22 protein-coding genes are annotated in these 26,169 nt (G+C 61.4%); 9 read left to right on the top strand and 13 right to left on the bottom strand.

Annotation, left to right across the window (positions count from 1 at the left end; all coding sequences use genetic code 11):
• Positions 1 to 13: 13 nt before the first annotated feature.
• Genes GOQ25_RS05270 through GOQ25_RS05255 form a run of 4 tightly spaced genes read right to left on the bottom strand, consistent with a single transcriptional unit; the run spans position 14 to position 3,996 of the window.
• The gene (locus tag GOQ25_RS05270) at positions 14 to 1,171 is read right to left on the bottom strand and encodes an iron-containing alcohol dehydrogenase (RefSeq protein WP_160349391.1); all 1,158 of its coding nucleotides are present in this window, start codon (positions 1,169 to 1,171) and stop codon (positions 14 to 16) included.
• 45 nt (positions 1,172 to 1,216) lie between these two features.
• Positions 1,217 to 1,837, bottom strand: a complete 621-nt coding sequence (gene leuD, locus GOQ25_RS05265; protein ID WP_160349390.1) for a 3-isopropylmalate dehydratase small subunit — start codon at positions 1,835 to 1,837, stop codon at positions 1,217 to 1,219.
• Positions 1,834 to 3,249, bottom strand: coding sequence for a 3-isopropylmalate dehydratase large subunit (gene leuC / locus GOQ25_RS05260; protein ID WP_160349389.1), 1,416 nt, complete (start codon positions 3,247 to 3,249; stop codon positions 1,834 to 1,836). The genes leuD and leuC overlap by 4 nt, the downstream gene beginning before the upstream one ends.
• Before the next feature lie 39 nt (positions 3,250 to 3,288).
• Positions 3,289 to 3,996, bottom strand: coding sequence for a GntR family transcriptional regulator (locus GOQ25_RS05255; protein WP_160349388.1), 708 nt, complete (start codon positions 3,994 to 3,996; stop codon positions 3,289 to 3,291).
• Between the two features lie 161 nt (positions 3,997 to 4,157).
• Between GOQ25_RS05255 and GOQ25_RS05250 the strand changes: the two genes are divergently transcribed.
• The 5 genes from GOQ25_RS05250 (at position 4,158) to kdgD (ending at position 9,558) form a co-directional block, all read left to right on the top strand.
• Positions 4,158 to 5,159: a Bug family tripartite tricarboxylate transporter substrate binding protein gene (locus GOQ25_RS05250; RefSeq protein WP_370519887.1), complete on the top strand. Its 1,002-nt coding sequence runs from the start codon at positions 4,158 to 4,160 to the stop codon at positions 5,157 to 5,159.
• Positions 5,160 to 5,190: 31 nt separating this feature from the next.
• Positions 5,191 to 6,084 carry an oxaloacetate decarboxylase gene (locus GOQ25_RS05245; RefSeq protein ID WP_160349387.1) on the top strand — a complete coding sequence of 298 codons (894 nt, stop codon included), beginning with the start codon at positions 5,191 to 5,193 and terminating at the stop codon, positions 6,082 to 6,084.
• Between the two features lie 94 nt (positions 6,085 to 6,178).
• Positions 6,179 to 7,756, top strand: coding sequence for an argininosuccinate lyase (locus tag GOQ25_RS05240; protein WP_160349386.1), 1,578 nt, complete (start codon positions 6,179 to 6,181; stop codon positions 7,754 to 7,756).
• Between the two features lie 80 nt (positions 7,757 to 7,836).
• A complete protein-coding gene (locus tag GOQ25_RS05235; RefSeq protein WP_160349385.1) occupies positions 7,837 to 8,589 on the top strand; it encodes a FadR/GntR family transcriptional regulator in 753 nt (250 codons plus the stop codon).
• A 63-nt stretch (positions 8,590 to 8,652) separates the two neighbouring features.
• Positions 8,653 to 9,558 carry a 5-dehydro-4-deoxyglucarate dehydratase gene (kdgD, locus tag GOQ25_RS05230; RefSeq protein ID WP_160349384.1) on the top strand — a complete coding sequence of 302 codons (906 nt, stop codon included), beginning with the start codon at positions 8,653 to 8,655 and terminating at the stop codon, positions 9,556 to 9,558.
• A 157-nt stretch (positions 9,559 to 9,715) separates the two neighbouring features.
• On the opposite strand, the gene GOQ25_RS05225 is transcribed toward kdgD, so the two are convergent.
• From GOQ25_RS05225 to GOQ25_RS05185, 9 genes are all read right to left on the bottom strand, one after another.
• Entirely contained in the window at positions 9,716 to 11,134 is a 1,419-nt protein-coding gene (locus GOQ25_RS05225) for a short-chain fatty acid transporter (RefSeq protein ID WP_160349383.1), read from the bottom strand.
• Between the two features lie 283 nt (positions 11,135 to 11,417).
• A complete protein-coding gene (locus GOQ25_RS05220; protein WP_160349382.1) occupies positions 11,418 to 12,080 on the bottom strand; it encodes a DUF2894 domain-containing protein in 663 nt (220 codons plus the stop codon).
• Positions 12,073 to 12,762 (bottom strand): OmpA family protein, encoded by a 690-nt coding sequence (locus tag GOQ25_RS05215; RefSeq protein ID WP_160349381.1) that lies wholly within the window; start codon positions 12,760 to 12,762, stop codon positions 12,073 to 12,075. The genes GOQ25_RS05220 and GOQ25_RS05215 overlap by 8 nt, the downstream gene beginning before the upstream one ends.
• Positions 12,759 to 16,274, bottom strand: coding sequence for a DUF802 domain-containing protein (locus GOQ25_RS05210; protein ID WP_160349380.1), 3,516 nt, complete (start codon positions 16,272 to 16,274; stop codon positions 12,759 to 12,761). The genes GOQ25_RS05215 and GOQ25_RS05210 overlap by 4 nt, the downstream gene beginning before the upstream one ends.
• A gap of 9 nt (positions 16,275 to 16,283) precedes the next feature.
• On the bottom strand, positions 16,284 to 17,276 hold the full coding sequence (locus GOQ25_RS05205) for a DUF3348 domain-containing protein (RefSeq protein WP_160349379.1): 993 nt from the start codon (positions 17,274 to 17,276) through the stop codon (positions 16,284 to 16,286).
• Between the two features lie 306 nt (positions 17,277 to 17,582).
• Positions 17,583 to 18,545, bottom strand: a complete 963-nt coding sequence (locus GOQ25_RS05200; protein ID WP_160349378.1) for a tripartite tricarboxylate transporter substrate binding protein — start codon at positions 18,543 to 18,545, stop codon at positions 17,583 to 17,585.
• A gap of 53 nt (positions 18,546 to 18,598) precedes the next feature.
• Positions 18,599 to 19,387, bottom strand: a complete 789-nt coding sequence (locus GOQ25_RS05195; RefSeq protein WP_160349377.1) for a class II aldolase/adducin family protein — start codon at positions 19,385 to 19,387, stop codon at positions 18,599 to 18,601.
• A gap of 253 nt (positions 19,388 to 19,640) precedes the next feature.
• A complete protein-coding gene (locus tag GOQ25_RS05190) occupies positions 19,641 to 20,321 on the bottom strand; it encodes an RraA family protein (RefSeq protein WP_160349376.1) in 681 nt (226 codons plus the stop codon).
• A gap of 25 nt (positions 20,322 to 20,346) precedes the next feature.
• Positions 20,347 to 21,306, bottom strand: a complete 960-nt coding sequence (locus tag GOQ25_RS05185) for a tripartite tricarboxylate transporter substrate binding protein (RefSeq protein WP_160349375.1) — start codon at positions 21,304 to 21,306, stop codon at positions 20,347 to 20,349.
• A gap of 78 nt (positions 21,307 to 21,384) precedes the next feature.
• Here GOQ25_RS05185 and GOQ25_RS05180 point away from each other — a divergent pair, with 78 nt between their 5' ends.
• The 4 genes from GOQ25_RS05180 to lon all read left to right on the top strand — a co-directional run bounded on the left by GOQ25_RS05180 (position 21,385) and on the right by lon (position 26,164).
• Positions 21,385 to 22,035 carry a GntR family transcriptional regulator gene (locus tag GOQ25_RS05180; protein WP_160349374.1) on the top strand — a complete coding sequence of 217 codons (651 nt, stop codon included), beginning with the start codon at positions 21,385 to 21,387 and terminating at the stop codon, positions 22,033 to 22,035.
• 155 nt (positions 22,036 to 22,190) lie between these two features.
• The gene (locus GOQ25_RS05175; protein WP_160349373.1) at positions 22,191 to 23,207 is read left to right on the top strand and encodes an aldo/keto reductase; all 1,017 of its coding nucleotides are present in this window, start codon (positions 22,191 to 22,193) and stop codon (positions 23,205 to 23,207) included.
• A gap of 213 nt (positions 23,208 to 23,420) precedes the next feature.
• Positions 23,421 to 23,828: an Hsp20/alpha crystallin family protein gene (locus tag GOQ25_RS05170; RefSeq protein WP_160349372.1), complete on the top strand. Its 408-nt coding sequence runs from the start codon at positions 23,421 to 23,423 to the stop codon at positions 23,826 to 23,828.
• Positions 23,825 to 26,164, top strand: coding sequence for an endopeptidase La (gene lon, locus GOQ25_RS05165; RefSeq protein WP_160349371.1), 2,340 nt, complete (start codon positions 23,825 to 23,827; stop codon positions 26,162 to 26,164). The genes GOQ25_RS05170 and lon overlap by 4 nt, the downstream gene beginning before the upstream one ends.
• The last annotated feature ends 5 nt before the right edge of the window (positions 26,165 to 26,169 follow it).

Below are 26,169 nucleotides of genomic sequence, written 5' to 3'. Positions count from 1 at the left end.
TGGCCTAACTTGTTTAGTATGCCGCCTGGTAAATGGCGAGTGCATCGGCCTCGGTCACGGGCCGTGGATTGTTCACCAGCAAGCGCTGCTGTGCCATCGCATCACGCGCCAGAATGGGCAGATCCGCTTCAGTTACGCCCACGTCGCGCAGGCGGCATGGGATGCCGGTTTCACGCACTAACGCTTCGATTCGTTCGATGAAGACTTGTGCGGCGGCAGCCGGCTCGGACGGGCACGCGTCACCCGGCAATAGCGGTGCGAGCTCGGCATACAGGCTTTGCGCCATCGGCAGGTTAAAGCGCAGCACATGACTCAACACGAGCGAGTTGGATAAGCCATGTGGCACGTGATAATGCCCGCCTAGCGGATAGGCCAATGCGTGCACCGCGGCCACGGGCGCATTCGAGAAGGCCTGCCCGGCAAGCGTCGCGCCTAGCAGCATGGCTTCGCGCGCCGCGATATCGTCGCCTTGTCGGCAAGCCGGCAAGAGATTGTGCGACAGCAGACGCAATGCCTGCATGGCGAGCATGTCGGACAGGGGGTTCTTCAAGCGAGCCGAGGTGTAGGCCTCGATCGCATGTACCATGGCATCGATACCCGTCGCGGCGGTCGCGGCGGGGGGCAGACCCTTGGTGAGTTCGGCATCGAGGATGGCCACGTCCGCCATCAAGAAGGGCGACACCACGCCACTCTTGGTCGTTTCGCCAGTGGTCACGATGGAAATAGCGGTGACCTCCGACCCAGTGCCTGCCGTCGTGGGCATCAGGACCAAGGGCAGGCGAGGGCCGGTGACGTTGCCGATCCCATACATCTGCGACAGCGGCTGATCCGATCCGCACAGCACGGCGATCAGCTTGGCGACGTCGAGAGACGAGCCGCCGCCCAGGCCCAAGACGACTTCGGCGCGGGCATCGCGTGCGCGCTCCACGGCTTTAAGCACGACGTGATCGGGCGGGTCGGCGACCACATCGTCAATCACGGTCACTTCCCAGCCGCTGGCGCGCAGGTCCGATAGCGCGGGGTCCAACAGCCCGCTTTGGTGCAGGAATTTATCTGTCACCAGGCACAGGCGCGTCTGCTTATACTTGGCGCGCAACAGGCTACCTAGCCGTTGGGCCGCGCCCAGCTCGACGATCAGCTGGGGCACGGTGGAAAACTCAAATCGTTGCATAGCTTGCTCCGAATTAGATGATGGGCGGCGTGTACCGGTGGTGCCTTACGCTTGTGTGTACAAGTCGTAGATCCACGGGCGCAGGCGGCGATCGCGCTGCTGAAAATCTATGATTTCCTGGCTACGGGCCAGGCTCTTGTCGATGTCGTCCCAGCCATTGAGCAGGGCTTCTCGCTGTTGCGCGGGGATCTCGAACGTGATGGGATCACCGCCTTCGACATTGACGGTCGTGGCGCGCAGATCCACCCGCAACAAGGCGCCCGCGCGGGCGTGAGCGGCGAGTGTGGCGAGTTCATCGGCTGGCAGACGGATGGGCAGGATGCCGTTTTGCAAACAGTTGTTGTAGAAGATATCGCCATAGCTTTCGGCGAGGATGCAGCGAATGCCGAAATCATCCAACGCCCATACCGCCATCTCGCGCGAGCTGCCGCAGCCAAAGTTGGCGCCACTGATCAAGATCTTTGCCTCACGGAATGGCGCTTGATTCAGGACAAAGCCGGGATCTTCGCTACCGTCGGCGCGATATCGCAGCATCTCAAACGCCCACGGCGCGAATTGTCCGCGCTTAAGCGTTGTCATGCGCTCGATACGGACGATCATGTCAGTATCGACGTTATCGCGGGCGATGACTGCCGCCACGCTGCTGCACTCGATAAAGGGCTTCATGCGTTGACCTGTTCCAATTCGGCTGCGGTGGTGATGTGTCCGGCTATCGCACAGGCGGCCGCCGTGGCGGGGCTGGCGAGGTGCGTCAAGGCACCCGGGCCTTGGCGTCCGACGAAATTGCGATTGGAGGTCGAGACGCAGCGTTTGCCTGGAGGCACCATGTCGCCATTGGCGCCGACGCACATCGAGCATCCGGGCTCACGCCATTGGAACCCCGCCTCGCGAAAAATATGATGCAGGCCTTCGGCTTCGGCTTGTGCCTTGACCGGAAGCGACCCGGGCACCACCCACGCCTGCACGCCCGGTGCCACGGTTTTACCGCGCACGACCGCGGCGGCCGCGCGCAGGTCCGACAGACGGCTATTGGCGCACGAACCAATGAACACCCAATCAATGGGGGTACCCATGATTGGGTCGCCCGCCTGCAAGCGCATGTAGTCCAAGGCGGCCTGACGCCCTTGCCGACGCGTCGCGTCCGCGGCGTCTGTGGGCGCGGGAATGCGCCCGGTGATCGCCATCGTGTGCTCGGGACTGGTGCCCCAGGTGATCACGGGTCCTAGTCCCTCTACATCTACGACCGCTTCTTTATCGAAGACCGCATCCGGTTCGGAGGGCAGCGAGGACCAAGCCAGTACAGCCCGATCGAATGCATCACCTTTCGGCGCATAAGGACGATTGGCTAAATACGCGTAGGTCGTTTCGTCGGGCGCGATCATGCCGACCCGTGCACCCATTTCGATGGCGAGATTGCAAAGGGTCATGCGCGCTTCCATATCGAACGCGCGTACGCAGTCGCCGGCGAATTCGACGGCGTGGCCCGTGGCCGCCGCCGTCCCTAACGTCCCGATCACGTGCAAAATCACGTCCTTGGCCGTGGCCTGCGGACCGGGGCGACCGGTGATCGTCACCCGCATGGTCGGCGGGCGACGCTGACGCAAGGTTTGCGTGGCCAGGACATGCGCCTGTTCCGACGACCCGATGCCCCAGGCCAGTGCGCCAAAGGCGCCATGGGTGCAGGTATGACTGTCGCCACACACAATCGTCGTGCCGGGCAAACTCAATCCCTGTTCGGGGCCGATCACGTGCACGATCCCTTGCCGGCCGTCCGCGATATCGAACATTGGCATACGCAAGCGGCTGGCCTGCTCGCGCAGGCCCTGCATCATCGCTTGGGCGGAATCGGGGCCCGCCTCGACGTTACCGGGCTCCGTGCCAATGACATGGTCTAGCGTTGCGAAGGTCAGCTCGGGGTTGCGTACCGTCAGGTCACGCGCCTCAATGACGCGAATGGCTTCGACCGTGGTCAGTTCGTGGGCCAGATGGCGGTCGATGTGCAGCAACGCCTCGTCTTCCGAGATCTGGGACACCACGTGGGCATCCCAAATCTTGTCGAACATTGTCCCCTTGCTCATGTGCAATCCTTCAAAGTCATAGCAACGCCGGCGTTAATGTCAGTGCGCAGCGGTCCCGCCTAGCCGCGCCAGCATTTGGTCGGCGGAACGCCACAGGTGCTTCTTCATGGCCTCATAGGCCGCGCTTGGATCGCCAGCCAGGATGGCTTTGGCGATCAAGTCATGTTCGTCCACGGCAAGCAGGATGACGTCTTCGACGCTGATCAACTGCCGTAGTTGGCTGATGAAGACAGGCTGATGGTATTTCTCGATCAACTCCGCCAACAACGGGTTGCCGCTAATGCGCACGATCTCGCGATGAAAGTCGCGGTTGTCGATCGCGAATTGTTGAAAGTTCAACTGCTCGCGATGTTTACGGCCGCGTTCTACCACGGCGGTCAGCCGTCGCCGGTTGTCGCCTTCGTTGATACGCTGCGCGGCATATTGCGCGGCGTAGCCTTCGAGGGCTTCGCGGATCTGGTAGATGTGGCGAATCTCGTCCGGCGACAAACGTCGCACCACAGCGCCCCGATTGGGGATCAGGTGCACCAATCCGTCTGCTTCCAAACGGCGAAACGCCTCGCGTAGCGAACTGCGGCTCACGCCCAACACCTCGACGATGTCGCGCGAGATCAACCGCTGCCCCGGGGCATAGCGGCCTTCCAGAATGCCTGCCTTCAGCTCATCCGCGACGCGCTCCACCGTTTCGCCAGAGCGCGCGGTCGGTTCTTCCGTCGCGCCTTGGGCGTCTAACTCCGTCGAGCTCATAAATGTCCAACCATATTGACGCTAAAGACACGATTCTATTTAAACCATTTTGATCATACAATAAAGTCATTCAAAAGTGTCCGACACTTTTGAATGAAGATCCGGGCCGGGCGTTGCGCATCGGACTTCGCTACCACACCACATCTATAAGGAGACCGAACGTGACCTCGAACAAAAAATTTTCCCTACGCCGCTCTGTGCTCATGGCGGCCGCCTCGCTGGCCGTGGCTTTTAGCGGCGTGTCGGCTGTTCATGCGCAAGCCGACTATCCCAGCAAACCGATACGTCTGGTCGTGCCGTTTGTCGGTGGCGGCGTGACCGACGCGGCCGCGCGCATCGTGGCCGAGCGCTTGGGGCAGCGCCTGGGCAAGGCGGTGATTGTCGAAAACCGCCCCGGCGCTGGCGGCAACATCGGGACGGCGGAAGTCGCCCGTGCCACGCCCGATGGCTATACCTTGCTGCTGGCGTATGACGGCACCTTGGTGATCAACCCGAACGTCTATACCCAGGTGCCTTTTGACACCTTGAAGGACTTCACCTCGGTCGGCAAGATCGGTGATGCGTTGCTGGTCATTCTGGTCAACCCGAAATTGCCTATTCACAATTTCGCGGATCTGATGGCCGAAGCCAAAAAGACCAAGGAAGGCATCTTCTATGGCACGGCTGGCAATGGCAGTACGCCGCATTTGGCTGGCACGATGCTGAGTCTGAAAGCCGGCATCCCCATGAATCCCGTGCCTTATAAAGGTGGAAGCGCCGCGGTCGTGGACGTCGCGGGTGGCGTGTTGCCGATGACGATTTCGTCGGTGGCGGGCGCGATGCCGTTCGTACAGGGCAAGCAGGCTCGTCCTATCGCCATGACGTCTTTGCAGCGCGCGCCCTCGATGCCCGACGTTCCCACGCTCGATGAGCAAGGCGTCAAAGGCTACGAGTTCAACTCTTGGGTAGGCTTGGTCGCGCCGGCTGGGACGCCGGAACCCATTATCAACCGCTTGAACACCGAGCTGCAGGCCGTGTTGAATGACAACGAGACCAAAGAGCGCCTGATGAACCTGGGCGTGGTCACCACGCCGGGCAAGCCCGAAGCGTTCACCAAGGAGATGGAGCGCGACCTGCAAAAGAACAAGGAAATCGCGCAAGCGGCTAACCTGAAGCTCGACTGATTATTTTTACCCTTTCACGGCACATTAACCTATGGCTAACCCTATTCTGCGCCAGCGTCTGAACGCCGGCGAATTCATCGTAGTTCCCGGCGTGCAGGACATGATCGCCGCGTTGATGACCAAGAAGGTCGGATTCGACATTGTTTACGGCACGGGATATTGGCTGACGGCATCGGCGTTGGGCTTGCCCGATGCCGGTATCGCGACCTACACCCAGATGGTCGATCGCATGCGTACGGTGGCGCAAACCACGGACGCTGCGCTGATCGCGGACGCGGATACGGGGTATGGCGGTTTGCTCAATGTGCATCACACCGTCCGCGGCTATGAGGCCGCGGGCGTGACCGCCATTCAGCTCGAGGACCAAGAGTTCCCCAAGAAGTGCGGTCACACGCCGTTCAAGCGCTGTGTGTCTACGCAGGACATGGTCGAGAAAATCAAAGTCGCGGCCGAGGCGCGCCAAGACAAAGAGAACTTCCTGATCATTGCGCGAACGGATGCACGCGCCTCGCTCGGCGTGGACGAAGCCATGCGACGCATGGAAGCCTATGCGCGCGCGGGCGCTGACATCCTGTTTTTTGAGGCCCCGCAGTCCGAAGAAGAGATGCGTCGTGCCTGCGAGGCATTCGATGTGCCCATGCTGGCGAATATGTCCGACGGCGGGAAAACCCCGATACTGCCGGCTAATGTTCTGCGCGAAATTGGCTATTCGATGGCCATTTATCCATCGATGACCAGCCTCGTTGCCGCGGCAGCGATGGAGAAATCCCTGCGCATGCTAAAGGACCAAGGGGTCAGTCAGTCGCCGGAGATCGATATGTTCGACTTTGGTGAGTTCTGCCAGCTGGTTGGCTTCCCCGAAGTCTGGGAGTTTGAAAAACGCTGGGCTCGCGATGCCGATGCCACGGGCGGCTCGCAAGCTTGAAGTCCGGCCATCGTTGCGTGCGCGGGTAGTCGGTACACTCGGATGCTCCATCGCTTGTCGATGGAGCATCCGACCAAAAAAAGGAGGGACTACGATGCGACGCGCACCTTATATTTTTAGCCTGACCCTGACGGCGTTACTTGTCAGCGGCGTGACCGGGGCTCAGCCTGCCGAGACGGCAAAAGCCAATCCACCAGCAGTCGTCCAGAACACGCCTGCGCCGAAGGCAAACGTTGCCGCCCGCGATCCCTTTTTCTGGCTAGGCGAGATCAATAAAGCCACGGCGGTCATCAACACAGACGCGGGGCTGCTGGAGCCGGCCATGGGCGCGCGCCTGGCAGCGGGCGTGGCGCGCGTGATCGAAGACGGCAACCAGCCGGGCGCAAAGCGGCCCTCCACCGTCATTACCTTCGAGCCCTTGCTGATCAAGGCCGCGGGGCAAGACATCACGCTTTTACACGCCGGGCGTTCCAGTCAGGACATGCACGCGACTTACCGCAGTGCGATTCTGCGGGATAAATTGTTGGAGCTGGCGGATCAGTTGATCATCACGGCGACGACCTTGGTGGACCTGGCCGCCGAACATGCGGATACGGTTGTTCCCAACTACACCAATGGTGTCGCGGCGCAACCCAATAGTTATGGGCATTACTTATTGGGCCACGCGGCCGCGTTGGATCGCGATGCGCAGCGCATACGCGAGGCGTATGCCCGCATCGACCGCTCGCCCATGGGCACCACGGTGCTCAATGGCACCAGTTGGCCGCTGGATCGCGAGCGCATGGCCAAATATCTGGGATTCACGGCGCTGGTCGATAACGCCTATGACGCGTCGCAGATATCTTCCATGGACCAACCTGTTGAAGTCGGCGCCATCGTCACGAGTATTGCGCTGCATACAGGCAACTTCATCGAAGACGTCATGACCCAGTATGCGCAATCGCGTCCCTGGATCTTGCTGCAAGAGGGGGGCGGCAATACCTATGTGTCCAGTGCGATGCCGCAAAAGCGCAACCCGGGGTTGTTAAACAATACGCGTAGCGACGCATCGACCGCCGTGACGCTGGCGATGGGGCCGGTCTGGCAGACGCACAACATCACGCCCGGCATGAGCGACCCGAAAGACGTCAAACAGAATGCCGCGATGGTCGATAGCGCGATCGCGGTGTTAAAGCGCTGGGACCGTGTCATGAAGGCGCTGGTCGTCAATCGCGAACGCGCGTTGGAAGAACTCAATAGCGACTGGACAGCCTCGCAAGAAGTGGCCGACGTATTGATGCGCCAATACAAGCTGCCTTTCCGCGTGGGTCACCATGTGGCCTCGGAAATCGTGGACTATGCCCGGGCGAACAACGTTTTGCCGCTGGACTTCCCATACGATCAGGCGCGGCGCATCTATGCCGAGGCGGTCAAGGGAACGGACTATCCAGCCGAACTGCCCATGAGCGAAGCGGAGTTTCGTGCCACGCTGGACCCGGTGGCCATCGTGAAAAACCGTCGAACCGTCGGTGGCCCGCAACCCGAGGAAATGCAGCGCATGCTCAAAGAGGCCAAAGCGCGTCTGGCGGATCAGGCCGGGTGGATTCAATCGCGACGCGCTCATATCGACCAGTCCTTGGCGCAACTCGATAGTGACTTCGCGAAGCTAGCGGCCAACGCCCCGTCGCATTAAGCCTGTCGCGCTCAAGTCATCATATGACTACGTTTCCCGTTAAGATGGCGCTTATTGCGCCTTCTTAGCAGGAGAAATTCATGACCGCCAGCGTCCCTGGCCCCGCGAAACGGAAAACGCTCTCGTCCCAAGTCGCCGAAGAACTGCGCGCCCGGATAGAGGGCGGCGTCTATGCGCCGGGCGATAAGCTGCCGACCGAACAGGCTCTGGTCGAAAAATTCGGCTGCAGCCGGACGGTGATTCGCGAGGCGGTCGCCACCTTGCGCGCCGATGGCCTGCTGGAATCGCGCCAGGGCGCCGGCGTCTATGTCCTGGCGCCGCCCGCGTCGGAGGAAACGCTCACGCTTTTTTCTCACGCGAGCGACAAGATCTCCGACATTATCGAAGAGCTGGAGCTGCGTATCGGCATCGAGGTCGAGGCGGCGGGCCTGGCCGCCGCGCGTAGCTCGCCCGCGCAGGAAGCCGCGATACAGGCGGAACTCGATCACTTCGCGCAGCTGATGGCCGAGGGGAAATCCACCGATGAATCGGATTTCCGTTTTCACATGGCCATTGCGGCAGCGACCAACAACACCCGGTTCAAAACTTTTCTCGAGCATATCGGTCGCCGCATGATTCCGCGCGTGAAGTTGCGTACGGTCATGGGCGGGTTCGATCCGCTGCCCAATCGGGATCACACGCTTCTGCAAGAGCACCAAGCCATCGCGGATGCGATTTTCGCGAGCGACGTCGATAGCGCGCGCGATGCCATGCGCCGGCATCTGCTGATCGGCATCCAACGCTACCGTTCGCTAAAGCGCAGCGCGGCGACGCCAATCGCGCAGGAAGATTGACGGGCGCCGGAAAGTCATACTATGATTTCCGCATAATTTATATGATGACTTCGTGAGGATCACATGTCGCCCCAAGAACTCAAGACCCGTATCGCGTCCGGCCTGTTGTCGTTTCCGGTCACCCATTTCAATGAGGACTTCAGCCTCAACCTGGACAGCTATCAGCAGCATGTAGGCTGGCTGTCGGGTTATGAAGCCGCCGCGCTGTTCGCGGCCGGTGGCACAGGTGAAATGTTCTCGCTCACACCCGAGGAAATCGGCGAAGTCACGCGCGCGGCCAAGGCCGTGGCCGGCGATGTGCCCATCATCTCGGGTTGTGGCTATGGCACCGCCATGGCCAAGGACATCGCCCGTCGTGCCGAGGCCGCTGGCGCCGATGGCCTGCTGCTGCTGCCGCACTACCTGATGGAAGCCCCGCAAGAAGGCATTTATCAGCACGTCAAAGCAGTGTGCGACTCCACGGGTCTGGGCGTCATCATCTATAACCGTGCCAACTCGGTTGCCAGCGCGGACACCGTCGCGCGTCTGGCCGAGGCCTGCCCCAACCTGATCGGTTTCAAAGACGGCACGGGCAAGACCGAATTGGTGCGCCACATCACGCACAAGCTGGGCGATCGTCTGTCGTACATCGGCGGCATGCCCACGCACGAGCTGTATGCGCAAGGATTTAACGGACTGGGTCTGAGCACCTATTCGTCGGCGGTGTTCAACTTCGTGCCCGAGCTCGCATTGCGCTTCTACAAGGCCTTGAACAGCAACGATAACGCCACCATGGCCAAGCTGCTGGATGCGTTCTTCTTTCCGTTCGCCGCGCTGCGCGATCGTCAAAAAGGCTACGCCGTATCGATGATCAAGGCAGGCGTCGAACTGATCGGCCACAAGCCCGGCCCGGTACGTCCGCCCCTGACCAACCTGACGGCGCAGGAAAAGGAACAGCTCAAGGCCTTGATCGAGGGCGCCACGGCCTAAGCCACGCGCTTCACTTTGCTGCGGGAAACACAAAGGCCAGACACTGTGCTACGCAGTGTCTGGCCTTCTGCTATTTTCACGCGACCGGCAGGTCCGAGGAATTTCCGGATAGCTACCGGACCGCGCAGCCCATCGCGTTAGGGATTTATCCCCGAGGTCACGGCTGTATCGGTGCGAAGTACGTCAACGTCGCGCCCAGGCCCCACAACAGAATCAGTACCAGCGGGATGTGCACGAGCAACTGCACAAACGTAAAGCCGATCAGATCGCGCGCCTTCAGTCCCAATACACCCAGCAGCGGCAGCATGTAGAACGGGTTGATCAGATTCGGCAGCGCTTCGGCCGCGTTATAAATCTGTACCGCCCAGCCCAAGTGGTATTGCAGATCGTTAGCCACCTGCATCACGTACGGCGCCTCGATGATCCACTTGCCACCGCCCGACGGAATGAAAAAGCCCAGGATCGCCGAGTACACGCCCATCAACAGGGCATAGGTATCGTGCGATGCGATACGGACAAAGAATTCCGAGATGTGATGGGCAATCGTCACGCCATCCGAGCCTTGCACCGTCGTCATGATCGCCGCGATCGAGCCGTACAGCGGAAACTGAATCAACACGCCCGTCGTGGTGGGCACGGCGCGCGCGACGGCATCGAGAAAGCTGCGGGGACGCCAGTGCAGCAGGGCGCCCGCCATCAGGAACAGCAGGTTGTACGTGTTCAAACCAGAGATCGCCAGGATCGCGGGCTTGGTGGCGAACTCGTGCCAAAGCCAGCCACCGGCCAGCGCCACAAGGACGATGATCAGGAACGGGCTGTACTCCAGCCATTCGCCGGGACGCGTGCGCGGCGGCAGGTCGGGCACGACCACCACGGGGTCGATCCCGCAAGCCTGGGCGTCGCGCGCGCCTTTCTCGCCGGGCGCGGTCATATAGGCGATGATGATGGAGGCCACCATCAAGACCAGCAGCATGGCGCCGGACTGCCACAGGAAAATCGTTTCCGTAAACGGGATCACGCCCGTGATGGCCAGGATCGACGGCGGCAAGCTGGCGGGGTTGGCCTGCAATTGCGCGGCCGACGAGGACAGGCCCAAGGCCCACACGGCGCCCAGTCCCAGATAGGCGGCCGCGCCCGCGGCCCGATAGTCCATCTTGATATCGGTGCGACGCGCCAGGGCCTTGACGAGCAAGCCGCCAAACACGAGGCTCAGACCCCAGTTCAACAAGGACGCCGTCATCGAAATCAGCGCCACCCAGGCCACGGCCGTGCGGCCATTGCGCGGAATTTTCGCCAGCAAATCAATCAGGCGCGAGGCAGGCTTGGAGCTCGCCACCACGTAACCTCCGATCACCACGAACGCCATTTGCATCGTGAACGGAATCAGACTCCAAAACCCGTCGCCGAATGCCTTGGCGGTGTCACCGGCCGGTGCGCCCATTGCCAGCGCGGCCAGCACCACGATGAGCACGCCCATCGTGGCAAAGACCCAGGAATCGGGAAACCAGCGTTCCGCCCAGCTCGCGCAACGCATGGCGAACCGGGCTGACCGGCTTTCCTGTAATGATGTAGCCATCTTGAATTCTCCAGTATTTATGTATCTAGACGCTTGTCGCGAGGGCCGGCATGGGTGCGCTCGCGCAACAGCGCGGGAGGACTGTACCGCAGTTTGGAACCTGTATTTTTTACCCGGAATCTAATGGCAGTGGCACTTGACCCCCGGGAGGATGTGCGTAAAGCGCTGCCGCAGGGATGGCTATACAAAGTGATGGCCGGCGAAATCCGGCTGATGGGAGGAAGCCGGTTAGCGGCGGGGAGGAAGCCGGTTCGTGGCGGGCGGCGTCTGCCGTATGGCGGTCTTAGCTCGCTTTTCGCGTAGTCTTGCGGGCCGCGCTTTTCTTTGCCATCTTGGTGGCGCTGCGCTTGGTTTCTTTCGGTGGGGGTGCTGTCGCCACATGCAACTGTTCGACCCATGCCAAGTCGTCAAGATAGCTCAGGAACTGATGCAGATAACCCGGCGACACATCGCGCATGAACGACAACGTGCGATGCACCAAGTGGCCGGAGTTCAAGGGGCCGGCGTTTTCGTGTACCTGTTCCTCGGACTGCTGAATACGACGGTTGGCGCTCACGCGTGACCAGATGGCGCGGAATTCGTCGAGGACCGGCAGTTCTGGATAATGCCCGCGCAGGTTCATGAGGGTGTCGGACTCGTGCGGCACAGCCAGCGAAGCAAAGCGCGCCATCGTGTCCTCGGGGGCGCCTTGTGTTTGCGTGGCGCTGTGTGCGTCCGCGTCCGCGTCGGCGTTCACGTTCGCTGCTTCGATGCGCAGCGCATAGCGTTCGACCAGGGTCTGCAATCGTGCCTGCAGCACGCGGCGCACGCGCTCATCCTCGGCTTGCTCGGCCCGGGCGAGCAGGGTGTCCATCAAACTGAACGACAACACATCGATGCGATCCAGCCCCTGCTCGCGCCAGGCTTGCAGGGTTTGTCGCAGCGTGGCGAAAGCTTGCTCAGTCACCCGCTGATCCTGCCGAGTTGGATGATTTCGGAATGGGTGCGATTTCGACGCGTCGATTGCTTGCGCGCCCCGCCTCGTCGCTGTTGTCGGCGACCGGACGCTGCTCGCCAAAAGCGGCCGCAAATACGATATCCGGCGAGATGCCTTCCGTGATCAGCGCGCGCGTGACGGTCAGGGCGCGCTGGGCTGACAGTTCCCAGTTATCGGCATAACGACGATTGTTCTGATGGATGGGCTGATCATCGGTAAAGCCGCTGACCATCAATACTTCGTCGTGGGTCTTCAAATACTCGGTCAGCGGCTCGATCAGGCTTTGCAGCACGGCGCGGCCCTCGGGTTGCAGCTGATCGGAATTCAATGCGAACAACACGCTGCCGCTAATACCGATGCGGCCATCGACAAGCGTCACTTGGCCAGCGGCGAGCGGCACGGCAAGCGCTTGCTCCAGCGCCTGACGACGTTGGGTCTCTTCCTCGCGGTGTTGCACTTCGGTTTGCAGACGATCCGACAGGTCCAGGCGTTTCTTTACCTCGGATTCCAGCGCGGTCGACAACTCGAGCTGCAGCGCGATCACGCCGACCAGGATCAGCACGAACGCACCCATCAGCACCGACATCAAATCGCCGAATACCGCCCAGGCCACGGAAGAGGGCTCTACCCCTGTATCGATGTCGTCGTTCATGCCGGCGTATCAGTGTGGGCCACGGCTTGCTGCTGACCGGCGAGCCGTTGCAAGTCTTCGATGATTTGCTTTTGCGACAGGATGCTCAGATCCACAACTTCGCGCGCCTGCGCGACGTAGTAGGCCAGTTGCTCGTCGCTGCGCGCCATGGATTTATCCAATGCGGCTTCGACGCGTTGCAAATGCTCGAGCAACTTGTCGTTGGATTGTTGGAAGCGTTCGACCGAGGTGCCGAAGACTTCACCCAGGCTGGCGACTTCCACCGCGCTGCCGGTCAGTTGGGCCGACACGTCGGCGAGTTTCTCGGTCTCGCTTTGCACGTGAGCGGTGAACTGCGAGCCCACGCGTTCGAGTAGTTCCGACGAATGCGAAATAAGGCTGTCCACCGTCTCGCGCTGCTGGGTCGAAGCGTGATTGACCGCGTCCAACAGCGTGCTGAGCGTGTCCATCAAGCGAGTGCGTTCCTCCAGCATCTCGTTATCGCGCGCCATGGCGTCGGTGAGCTTCTGGCGCAACTCGGAAATCACGGAGGCAGCAACGCGCGGCGCCTCGGCCGCGGCTTGGACCAGTTGCGCGACTTCGGCGATGGTCTCGCTCGCGTGTGTCTTCGTGCTGGTGGCGATCTCGTCCGCGGTACGGGCCAGGGTGTCGCAGATTTCCTGCTGGCGTTGCGCGGCTTGGGTGCTGGCTTGCTCCCATTCCTGACGCAGCGTGTAGGCCGTGTTTTCCAGCGATACGTTCAGGCTGGAGGCAATATCGTCAAACGTATTGTGCAGCGACGAGGCGGTGTTCTCCAACGTCACTGTCAGTGTAGACGTGGTGCCTTGCAAGGAAGCGCTCAGAGATGCGGCCGTGTCTTCCATGCGCGCACCGATGCTGTTGGTCGTGTCTTCAAGCGAGGTGGTCAGTGCCTGGGTCGTGGTAAGCAACGCGGCGTTCAGCGAGGAAGCGGTGTCGTCCAGTTTCGCGCCCACGGTGTCCGTCGTTTTCTCGAGCGACGTGTTCACGATTTCGACCGTGCCTTGCAGCGAGGACGTGAGCGTAGTAGCCGTGCTCTGCAGCGATTCGCTCAGCGATGTGGCGGTCGTCTGCAGCGTAGCGTCCAGCGAGGTTGCTGTTTTTTTCAGCGAGGCGTTGAGCGCATTGGCCGTGCTTTGCAAGGTGCGATCCAGCGACGTCGCGATGTCTTGCATCGTAGTCCCGACGGCGCTCGCGGATTTTTCAAGCGTGGTGGCCAATGCGTCGGTGCGCGATTGCAGCGACTGATTCAACGAGTCCACATTGGAATGGATAGATGCGTTGACGGTCTGCGCCGTGCCTTGCAGCGAGCTGTTGACCGTCTCGGCCGCGCTTTGTAATGCGCTGCCGACGGTCTGCGTGGTGTTTTCCAGCGAACGGTTCCAGGTTGCCGCCACCTCGTCGAGCGAGGTCTTCCAGGTGTCCAGTCGCTGCTGATCCAGGGAAATCAGACGGTCTTGCAAATCCACATGCGACTGACGCAGCTCGGCGATGACCTCGGCCGCCGCCTTCGGGGCTTCGGACACGATATGCAGCAGCTGCGCGACCTCGCGGATGGTGTCGCGCGCTTGGGCTTGCGTCTGCGTGGAGAGTTCCTGCGCCGTGCGAGCCAGGGTATCGCAGATGGCTTGCTGGACTTGTGCGGCTTGGGTGCCCGATTGCGCCCATTCCTGACTGAGCGTGGCGGCTGTGCTCTTGAGCGAGGAGTCCAACGATGTGGTCATGCCCTCGATCGATCTTTGCAGTGTCGCCGCCGTATCGGTGAGCGACGCGGTCAACGACGACGCCGTGGTGGCCATCGTGTTGTGCAGGGCGCCAGCGCTCGTCTCCAGCGATTGATTCCAGTGCGAGGCGATGTGATCGAGCGTGGACTTCCAATCGTTCAGGCGCTGCTGATCTTGGGCGATCAGTTGCGACTGCAGATCCACATGCGACTGACGCAGCTCGGCGATGACCTCGGCCGCGGCCTTGGGTGCCTGCGACACGGTGTGCAGCAATTGCGACACTTCCGAGATGGTCTCGCGCGCATGCGCCTGGGTTTGGTCGGTGAGCTCGCGCGCGGTGGTGGCGAGCGTCTGGCAAATGCGCTGCTGCTGATCCGCGGCGCTGGCGGTAGTCTGTTGCCACTGTTCGCGCAGGCTGGCGCTGGTGGCCTTGAGCGACGCGTCCAGCGAGGCAATCACGTCCGCGAGAGACGCTTGTAGCGTCGAGGCGGTGTGCGTCATCGTCTCATGCACGCTGCCTGCCGTGCCTTGCAGCGAAGTGTTCCATTTTGCGGCCAGGGCCTCGATCGAGGACTGCCAGCTATCCAGACGCGCCTGATCCTGGGCCACGAGTTTGTCTTGCAGCTCGGTATGCGACTGACCGAGGCTATGCACCAGGGCCTGCGCGTGTTGCTCGAATGTCGCAGCGGCGGTCGTGAGCGCACGCTGGTTGTCTTCGGCCAGACGGCTGTTGGTCTGTTCTTGTTTCGCCAATGCCTGCTGCCAGATATCCGCGACCGACGAAGTCGTGGCCTCGAAGCGTCCGGACAGGGTTTCCAGCTGTTGACGGATGGCTAACGCCAGCGTGTCCTGCCACGCACTGGTCTCGCGCGCCAGACCGGCAAGCGTCTGCTGCACGGCGGGTTGTATTGCCTCGCCAGCGGCTCGGGCGCTTTCCACCACGGTTTGTTTTAGCGATGCTTCCAATGAGCCGGCCAGACGCGTGTAGGCCATCTCTGTCCGGCCATAGAAGGCATCCTGACTGGTCGCCAGGCGCTCGTGCAGCGCGTTCGTCTGCTTTTCCATCGCTGCGATCATGGTCTGCAGGCGATCGACCAGCTCGGGCATGGCATGGGCTTGTTGCTGCAGCAACTTATAGGTTTGCTCGCCCTGATGGTTTTGGCTAAAGGGGCGTAGCGTGGTGGCGATCATCACATCCAGCGACTGCGCGGCCTGAATACGCGAGCGGCGGCAAATCGTCGCCAGCAGCCCCAGCGCCGCCGAGGTGGCTACCCCGGCGACCGAGGTGCCAAAGGCAAATCCTAGTCCCTGAATCGGCGAGGCAAGCGATGACCGGATCGCCTGCAGATCCACCGCGCTTTCCAGCGCGATACCCGTGCCGCGCAAGGTGGCCACCATGCCTAGGAAGGTCCCCAGCATGCCGAGCAACACCAGCATTCCGACCAGATAGGGCGTGAGCGCAGGCCCCGGCAGCGCGACGCGCGGGCCTTCAATGCGCAGACGGACCGCACCGCGCAAATTGGCAGGCAGCTGAGTCAGCCAGCCATCCAGACTGGCTGGCGCGACCGTCAGGCCATTGACGGCCGACGCCAACGCGTTGGTTGCGCGCTGATAGCGCAGCAGCTCTATCGCGCCTGTCAGATACACCACGCCGATCAGCCCGATGATGGCCAGGGCTAGCGGGTTGCTGCCTATGTAGCCAGCGCCAATCCAACCTGCAACGGCCAGACCGGCCAGGAAAACGACAAGAGAGATAAGGGTTCTAGTCATAGGGGTCAGTTAACGATCACGCAAGGCGGCCAGCAAGCCTTCGATCGGTTGTAAACGGATATCCAATTCGGCCAGCAGCACGCTGCGCATATCTTTGCGAAACGTGGCCAGCCAGCCCGGCACGGGAGGCGTCACGGGCTGATTGGCGCGCGGCGCGAGGCGGCTATTGATCAGCGGCACGGCGCGCTTGGGCAGCGCGGCCTTGGTGGCCGGGGAGGGCGCTGCTGCCTCTGGCATGGTCTGCGCAGTTGGAGTCCCGGTCCCGCTCTCGGTTTTGGCCGCACTGCTGCTGAGCGTCGAAGCGTCGCTCGCGCCAGGTTCGCCAGGCGACGGGTTAAGAGCTTGCGCTTGCTGGGGCGCGTCGGGCGTCACCGCGCTCTGTGCCGGCGCATCCGCGCGTTGGGCCGCTTCTTTCGCAGCCATCTCTGCGCTCTGACGCAGACGCTTGAAATGCTTTTCCAGCATCCCGGGTATGGCGGCCAACAGGCGGCGTTCCTGAATGCTCAGCGAGCGCTCGACGATGGCGTCCACCATGGCCAGACGTGCCCGTGCAGGCGTCTGGGCGGTGAGGGCAGCACGCAAGTTCACGCGTAGCTTGGCGATATGCGTCTCCATCGCCTGCTGCAGGGTCTGATACCGTTGACGATAAATGGTGAAATCCGTCATGGCCTCGGCGGGCGACGGTGGTTTCACGCCAGGGCGCGTAGGCACGAATACGTCGGCCACAAAGGCTTTTTCGTCGGCGATGGCATGCCCCAGCGCTGCGCGCATGCGTTCGTAGTCGCGCTCGAGCGCGCTGTCCAGAGCCTGCGTGTTGGGCGTCACCGCCAACGGCTTGCCCTCGAGCACCGTTGACAAGGCGATCGCATCCGTCCAGCCCAGCCATAGGCTGAGACGGTCGGATAACGATTGGCGGGACTCGGAAACGTCAGCGTCCGTCAGTCTGGCAAGCAGACGGATAAGGGTGGGACCGCTGACGCCTCGCCGGGGGACTTGCACCATACGGCTGCGGGCAAAATCCGGCAGTTTACAAGCAGTGGGCCGGATGGGCACGCAATGAGGCCATTTCGGGCAATTTAACCTCCTGTAACCGGGGAAAGCACGCAAATGCGCGCATGGATTCTACGCGACACATGCGCATGGGGTGGCTCCCCCATGCGCATGTTGCGAGAATCCCTCCTGTCGGCCCGATTGAAGGCGCTGGCGTGGCCAGGAAATGGCTGCGGGTTCAGGCGGTGGGAATCAGCGAGTCAGCGATCCCTGATCGGTGGCAGCCAGGTGACGCCGCACCTGGCAGGTTCCAGGGCCTCACTGCGCATTCGGCCCCAGTTGTTCGACGATTTTTTTCCACTTTTCGTATTCGGCGTGGGTGAACTTGTCGAAAGCATCGGGACTGCCGCCCACGGCGATCGCGCCTTCGCTTAGCATCGCCTCCTTGAGTGACGGCAGGGCGTCATTGACGCCTTTATTGATCGTCGTGACAACTTCCTGGGGCGTATTTTTGGGGGCGAAGAAACCGAACCACGATCCGGCATCGAAATCGGGAAACCCTTTCTCCGCCACAGTCGGCAGATCGGGTAGCGAGGCCAGCCGCTGTTTGGTGCTAAGCGCCAGCGGTCGCAATTTGCCCGCACGAATCTGGCCCATGACCGAAGGAACCGTGGCGAACATGAAGTCCAGGCGTCCCGCGATCAGATCATTGATCGCATCGGCTCCCTTATAGGGGACGTGCGTGGCGTCTTTCGCGCCGAGCTGTTGCATCAGCAGGTGGCTCGCCAGGTGTGACGAAGTGCCTACGCCGGTGGACCCATAATTCAACGATTTTTTCGTTTTCGCGTATTCCAGAAATTCGTCGAACGTCTTGACCGGCAGTTCCGGCGGCACGACCAGGACATTGGGTACCGTGGCGATCTGGACGATCGGAACCAGGTCAGTCAGCGGATCGTAGCTCAGCTTGGTGAGCGAAGGGTTCACGGCGATGGGCCCGACCGAATCGACGATCAGCGTATAGCCGTCGGGATCCGATCGCACCACATATTCGGTGCCGATATTGCCGCCTGCACCCGGCCGGTTTTCGACGATGAAAGATTGCTTGAGCGCCTGGCTGAGATGTTCGCTCGTGCTGCGCGTCAACTTATCGGTTGTGCCTCCCGCGGTGAAGGCCACGACCACCTTGACCGGACGTTCCGGGTAGGCGGCACGGGCGGGGGATGCTGCGACGATCCCCATCAGGGCCGCGGCGGCCAAGGCGGTGCCTATGGTCTTCTTCATACTGTCTCCTTGTGGTTGTCTTGTAGTGCTCAGCCATGTCGCGCTGCGGCGGCTCAGTCCCGATAACTCGGGTCCATGCGATCCAATTTACGCAGCAACGCCGGCCATTCCATGACGCCGTAGGGGCGGCGCGTGCCGGGTTGGTAGTTGTTCCAGGTCTCCTGTAACACCTCGGGCGGGACGGCTTGCAGCGGCTGCTGCGTGGCTTGCGCGGCCAACTGGGCTCGGCACGCAAGCTCGAGCCTATGCATCCAGTTGAACGCCTCGCCAATCGTGCGGCCCACGGTCAGCGCACCGTGATTGCGCAATATCAGCGCCTCGCCCTCGCCCAGGTCCTCGATCAAGGACGCCTGCTCCTTGGTATCCAGCACCACGCCCTGATAATCGTGATAGCCAATTTTCAGGAAACGCATGGCGGTCTGTGTCAGCGGCAATAACCCGCAAGCGAGCGACGATACGGCCATCGAAGCCCAGCTATGGGTATGTATTACGCAGTCAACTTCATGACGCGCACGATGAATCGCACTGTGAATGACATAGCCGGCTTTGTTAATGCCGTAGTTCAGCTCGCCGAAATCCGGTTTGGCCAGAATATTGCCGTCGAGATCGACCTTGATCAGGCTGGAGGCCGTGATCTCCTCGTACATCATGCCGTACGCATTGATGAGAAAGGCCCCGTCTTCACCAGGCACACGTGCCGAGATATGGTTGGCCATCATATCGGCCATGCCATAGTGTTCGACCAACCGGTAACAGGCCGCCAGATCGACGCGCGCCTGCCATTCTTCGGGGGAACATTTCTCTCGCATGGAGGGGATTTGCAATACACCAGGTCCAGGCATCGTTTTGTCTCGTGGGATTTATCAGAATTGGAATTGGCGCTGCTTTCGTTCAGCGTCGCTGAATCTAGGGTAAGAGGAGTTGGCAACCGCAGGTAGAGCGCGGAAGTGAAGGCCGCTTCACATATCGTGAAGGGTCGGGATGGTGCGTCGTGCCGAGGTCTTGAAGTCTGCTCCCCCCGAATACCGGATGGATATCGGGGGGAGCTCCTGCTATGGCGCGCTCACGCCTGTCGCGAAAAGCAGATTCGCTATTTCAGGGGCGCGTTCCCGTATATCCCGGGCTTTGCAAGTCGTGATAATGGAACTGGGCCCGCGCCTTGTCCATGCGCATGCCGCTGCGGATGGCTTCGCGCAACTGGTTTTCCTGCAAGGTGATCTGCTCGGCGGCGCTCAGAATCGCGTCTTCCTGCGCCTGCGGCAGCACCACGACGCCGTCAGGGTCGCCCACGACGATGTCCCCCGGATTCACGGTCACGCCGCCGATGTTGACGGCGACTTGCAGTGCCTTGAGCTGAATACGGCCTTTGCCGGTGCGCATCCAGGTGTTGCGGCTGTAGATCGGATAGCCCAGAGAGCGGCAGAGCGCGACATCGCGGTTGTTCCCGTCAATCACCGTTCCCGCCATGCCGCGCCGGTGGGCCGCTTCCGTCAGGATGTTGCCCCACGTGCCCACATCGTCTTTACCCTGATTGTCGATGACGATCACGCTGCCCGGCGGCACGTCGTCGATGAATTCCCCCACGGTTCCTGGTTGATCCTGTACCGCCTCGTACAACACCGTATATGCGCGACCCGCCATACGGAAATTCGGATCGCAGGGACGGATCTTGTGGCATTGACCGACGATCGAGAGACGGTCCAATGCGTCGCTGAGCGCGGCGCAATCGAGTTTGGATGCTCGCAAAACGTTTGCATAAGTGGCGTGCTGCGTCATAACTACCTCGTACGATGAGAAAGGTTTATTCAATAGAGATGCCGGCTTCGCGGATGACCGGTTGCCAATACGCGATATCTTTGCGGACCTGTTCATCCAGCTGTGTGGGGGTCATATAACGGACCTGCACGCCGACTCCATCCAAAGACTGCTGCACCCGTTCGGTCGCCAGCGTCTTTTTCACCGCTTCGGTCAGCTTGGCGACGACATCGTCCGGCGTATCGGCGGGTGCAAACAGCGCGACCCAGGCGTCGAGGACAAAGTCGGGAAAACCGGCCTGCGCCGTCGTCGGGACATCGGGCAGGAAGGGCAGGCGTTTTTCGCTGGCGACCGCCAGCGGGCGCAGTTGACCGCTACGGATGAAGCCGACCACCGAGGGCGGCGTGGCCACGGTGATTTCCACATTGCCCGCGATCACGTCCTGCACCGCCGGACCCGCTCCCTTGTAGGGCACATGGACGATGTCCACGCCCGTGCGCTGCTTGAAGAGCTCCACCCCGATATGGGGCACCGAGCCATTACCCGATGTGGCGTGATTCAGCGTTTTCGGGTTTTTCTTCGCATAGTCCACTACGTCCTGCAGGGTCTGGAAAGGCTGCTTGGGGTTGACCGTCACGATGTGCGGCGAGACCACCAGCATCGCGACCGGCTTGAAATCCTTGATCGGATCCCAGTCCAGTTTGGGATACATCACCGGGTTTCCCACATGGAACATGGAATAGCCCGCCAGCAGGCTATAGCCGTCCGGTTTAGACCGCGCAACATGGGTGGCGGCGATGTTTCCACTGGCGCCGGGCCGGTTTTCCACAATGACGGTCTGGCCGAGATTCTCCGCCAGGGTCGGCGCGATGATGCGCGAGACCTGATCAAGGATACCGGCGGGGGCCACGGGCACCGTGATTTTGACGGGACGCTGGGGGAATTCGGTGGCGAACGCCGGGGAGATGGCGCTTGCCAGCAACAGGCCGGCCAAGAAGGGTTTCATTGTCTGCTCCTCAGTTATTGGTGTTGTAATATCCTAAGAGGCTTCTGTAATTACAGCGCTATCCCGAAAAATATTTTTATGACGAGTCCGCATAGCACCCCAGAGCGCATCCGCCTGAAACTTCAATCAGAGATCGAAAGCGGCACCTTGCGCGCCGGCGAGGTCATTGATGAAAAAGCCATGGCCGCAAAATACGGGGTGTCGCGCACCCCCATCCGAGAAGCGCTTTTGATGCTCGCCGCGCAAAAGCTGGTCGTCACGGTGCCCCGCGCGGGCAGCATGGTGTACAAGCCATCGGCAATAGAGCTGATCGCGCTGCTTGAGTATTTGGGGGAACTGGAGGGCGTCGCCGCGCGCCTGGCGGCCTTGCGGATGACCGCCGAGCAGCGCAGCCACTTGATGCAGATTCATCAGTCATCCGAGTCGCTGGCTCAATTGGGCGAGCGCCACCGCTATGAGGAGGCCAACCGGGCCTTGCATGAACATATCTATCACTGCAGCGGCAATCTTGTGATTAACGAGGAAATCGTCCATGCCCAGCGGCGTCTGTCGAATTTCCGCCGGCACGTTTTCAACCAGCCCGGTCGTCTGCGGGCGTCTTTTGCTGAACATACTGCCTTGGTGAACGCGCTTGTGGCGGGAGATGGCGATATGGCGGCATCGGCGATGCGCGAACACATCATTGGCAAAGGCAAGGCCTTTGCCGATCTGGTCTTGGTGAATGCCTGAGCTCATACGGTGGCCTGTCGCAGGCTGTCTCTGACATCGCTGTTTTAAAGCTAGTGGGAAATTTGTGAGCCCAACCCCTATTGCCCGGCCTCGTGAAGCGTTAGGATCATGCGTTTACCCGATTTTCGTCAGACCACTCAGCAAGGACACTAGCTATGAAATACCGCCGTCTCGGCCGCAGTAACCTGCGTGTTTCCCCTCTGTGCCTGGGCACCATGATGTTCGGGCAACAAACCCCTTTCGTGGAGGCCGAACGCATCGTTGCGTCGGCGCGAGACGCGGGCATTAATTTCATTGATACGGCCGACGTTTATAACGAGGGCAAGTCCGAAGAGGTGGTGGGTAAACTGATCGCGCCGCACCGGCACGACTGGGTGTTGGCCACCAAGATGGGTAATGCCGTCGCCAAGGCCCCCAATCATTCGCATTACTCGCGCCAATGGATCGTGCGTAGCGTCGAGACCAGTTTGCAGCGGCTCGGCACGGACTATATCGACATCCTGTATATGCACCGCGATTACCACCAAGAGAATCTGGAGGAGGCGGTGCTCGCGCTGGGCGACCTGATACGCGCGGGCAAATTGCGCAGTTTCGGTGTGTCGAATTTCCGTGGCTGGCGTATCGCCGAGATCACTCACCTCTGCCGGGATCTGGGCGTGCCGCAACCCGTGGTCTGCCAGCCGTACTACAACATGCTCAATCGCGGTCCTGAAGTCGAAATCCTGCCGGCCTGCGGTCATTTTGGGTTGGGCGTGGTGCCCTATAGCCCGATCGCGCGCGGTGTGCTCACGGGCAAATACGCACCGGGTCAGGCCCCTGCGCCCGACACGCGCGCCGGCCGTGGCGACAAGCGCATCATGGATACCGAGTTCCGTGAGGAATCGCTAAAGATCGCCGCCGAGTTGGTGGCCTATAGCCAGGAGCGCGGTATCAAGCCGGGCCATTTCGCCACGGCTTGGGTGCTTGCCAACCCGCTGGTGTCCTCGGTGATCGCCGGCCCCCGTACGCTCGCGCAAATGGAGGACTACTACGGTGCCGTCGATCTGGAGATCACGCCCGAGGAGGAAGCCATGGTCGATAACTGGGTCACGCCGGGGCACGCTTCGACACACGGGTACAACGACCCGAACTATCCCTTCTACGGTCGTCCGGTCAAAGTCGCCGGCCGCTAAGGCCCTGTCCGCCCCGTCCGCCGGGGCCGCACTTGCATCCAGGCGCCCCCAGGGCGCATCATGCCCTAAAAGCGCCTTTCGCTATGAGCGAGAGGCACTCGGCGGTCATGCCGATGTGACCGCCGTCAGGGCGGCCCGCGTGCACTTGGCTCCCAGGCCTTGAAAACCGCGAACTCGCCGCTACCTACGAACTATGGCCAAGAGGGCAAGTTCATGAGATCGCGAGATTTTTCATCCTGGATCTGGGGCGACGCCTTGTCGCTGTTGGAGCACGCCGAACGATTGCACCGGCACGCGTTACGCGCGGGGGCCAACGACTCCCCGCATTGGGAACCCCCCATCGACATCATTGAAACCGCTACCGCGGTGCTGGTGTACGTGGCATTGCCAGGGGTTCCTTCCGATACGCTGGTTGTGGCATTCGACCCCGGTGGTATTACGGTGTCTGGCACCCGCCCGATGCCGTGCGCGGCCAACGCCCGCATCCACCGGTTCGAGATCCCCTATGGCCGTTTTCGCCGACGCATCGCACTGCCACTGCATGCGCTGGAACCCGAGTCTTCCGCACTGGAAGACGGTTGTCTGGTCATTACACTCAATAAAGTCAGGGAGCTGCGATGAGCGAGGCCCGTATTCTGCCCGATGACGCGCGCATCATTATTCCGCTGCGCGACGCGGTATTGTTTCCCGGCGTGCTGTCGCCGGTCACCGTGCGCAGGGAGTCTTCTATTGCGGCCGCGCAAGAAGCGGTCAAGCAAGAGCGCGCGGTCGGCTTTCTGCTGCAACGCGATCTCGCTAAAACCGACATCGGTCCCGAGGATTTATGCTGGGTTGGCACCGAGGGCCCCATCGCCCGCTACATCACCGGGCAGGAAGGCGCGCATCATCTACTGGTCCAGGGTCAGGCGCGCTTTCGCGTGCTGGAATTCCTGGAAGGTTGGCCCTATATGGTCGCGCGCGTGGCGCAGATCGAGCAAACGGACGAGCAAGACAGCGAGGTCGAGGCGCGTTTCCTGCAGCTAAAGGAGCGCGCCATCGAGGCCATCGGGCTGCTCCCCAACATGCCCGCCGAACTCGCCGAGGTCGTGCGCGGCATTGAATCGCCTGGCCTGCTGGCCGATATGGTCACGCACATGATCGACCTCAAGCCCCAGCAAAAGCAGGACATTCTGGAGACCTTTAGCCTGGCACGGCGTCTGGACAAAGTCATAGAACTGCTTGCCGGCCGCGTGGAAGTGCTGCGCCTGTCCAAGGAAATCGGCGACCGTACCCGCGCACAATTCGACGAGCGCCAGCGTGAAACCGTGCTGCGCGAACAACTGCGCCAGATCCAGAAGGAACTTGGCGAACTCGACGATAGCGCCGAGGAAATCGCGCGGCTGAAAGAGCGCATCGAGTCTGCCGGCATGTCCGAGGAAGTGCTCAGCCATGCCCGCAAAGAACTCGGCCGCCTGCAACGCATGGGCGAATCCAGCGGCGAGTCCGCCATGCTGCGCACGTATCTCGAATGGCTGACCGAGCTGCCCTGGAAACCGACGCCACTGGAACCTATCGATCTGGCCGAGGCGCGCAAAATCCTGGACGAAGATCATTTCGGCCTGGACAAGATCAAGCGTCGCATCCTTGAATACCTGGCGGTGCGAAAGCTCAATCCGCAAGGCCGTAGTCCGATCTTATGCTTCTCCGGGCCTCCGGGTGTGGGCAAGACCTCGTTGGGCCAATCCATAGCGCGTGCGACCGGCCGTGCGTTCCAACGCGTGGCGCTTGGCGGCGTACACGACGAGGCCGAAATCCGCGGGCATCGTCGCACCTACCTGGGTGCCTTGCCGGGCAATATCATCCAGGCGATGCGTCGCGCGGGCACGAATAACCCCGTGATCATGCTCGACGAAATCGACAAGCTGGGCGCGGGCGGTTTTCATGGTGACCCAGGCAGCGCATTACTCGAAGTGCTGGACCCCGAGCAAAATCAAAAATTCCGCGACAACTATCTGGGCGTGGATTTCGATCTGTCGCACGTCATGTTTATCTGCACGGCCAACGTGCTCGATACGATTCCGGGGCCGCTGCGCGACCGGATGGAGATCATCCAACTGCCGGGTTACACCGAAGAGGAAAAAATCCAGATCGCGCGCCGGTATCTGGTGGCGCGCCAACTCGAATCGAACGGTCTGACCGACCAGCAGGCCGAGGTCACCGACGCCGCGTTGTCCTCCATCGTGGGCGATTACACCCGCGAGGCGGGCGTGCGTCAGCTCGAACGCGAGATCGGGGCGGTATTGCGTCATGTCGCGATGCAGGTCGCGGAAGGTCAGGCCGAACACGTCCGCGTCGACAGCGAGGACCTGCCCGCCATTCTCGGACCGCATCGTTTCGAGAACGAGGTCGCCTTGCGTACCAGCGTTCCGGGCGTGGCAACGGGCCTTGCCTGGACGCCGGTGGGCGGCGACATTCTCTTCATCGAAGCCAGCAAGACCCCCGGCTCCGGCCGCCTGATCCTGACGGGGCAATTGGGCGACGTGATGAAGGAAAGCGCGCAGACCGCGCTGACCTTGGCCAAAATCTGGAGCAGCGATTCGCTGGAAAAAACGGACGTGCACATCCACGTGCCCGCCGGCGCCACGCCCAAGGACGGTCCCAGCGCCGGCGTGGCGATGTTCCTGGCCGTGGCCTCGTTGCTCTCTGGCCGTCCGGTGCGCTCGGACATTGCCATGACGGGTGAAGTCAGTTTACGCGGCTTGGTGCTACCGATTGGCGGTGTTAAGGAGAAAACGCTCGCCGCGCTGCGCGCAGGCATCACGACGGTGATGATCCCGCGCCGTAACGAAAAAGACCTGGAAGACGTGCCCGCCGAAGCTCGTCGCAAGCTGACTTTCCTGCTCCTGGACCGTATCGAGGACGCGGTGGAGTATGCGCTGGAGCCGGAAAATCAGGCTGAACAGGCCGTCGCGGGCTGATATTT

The organism is Bordetella sp. 15P40C-2, assembly GCF_009763235.1.
GTDB lineage: Bacteria > Pseudomonadota > Gammaproteobacteria > Burkholderiales > Burkholderiaceae_B > Bordetella_A.
The sequence above is the reverse complement of the archived record's forward strand: the minus strand, read 5'-3'. Positions and strand labels throughout refer to the sequence as shown.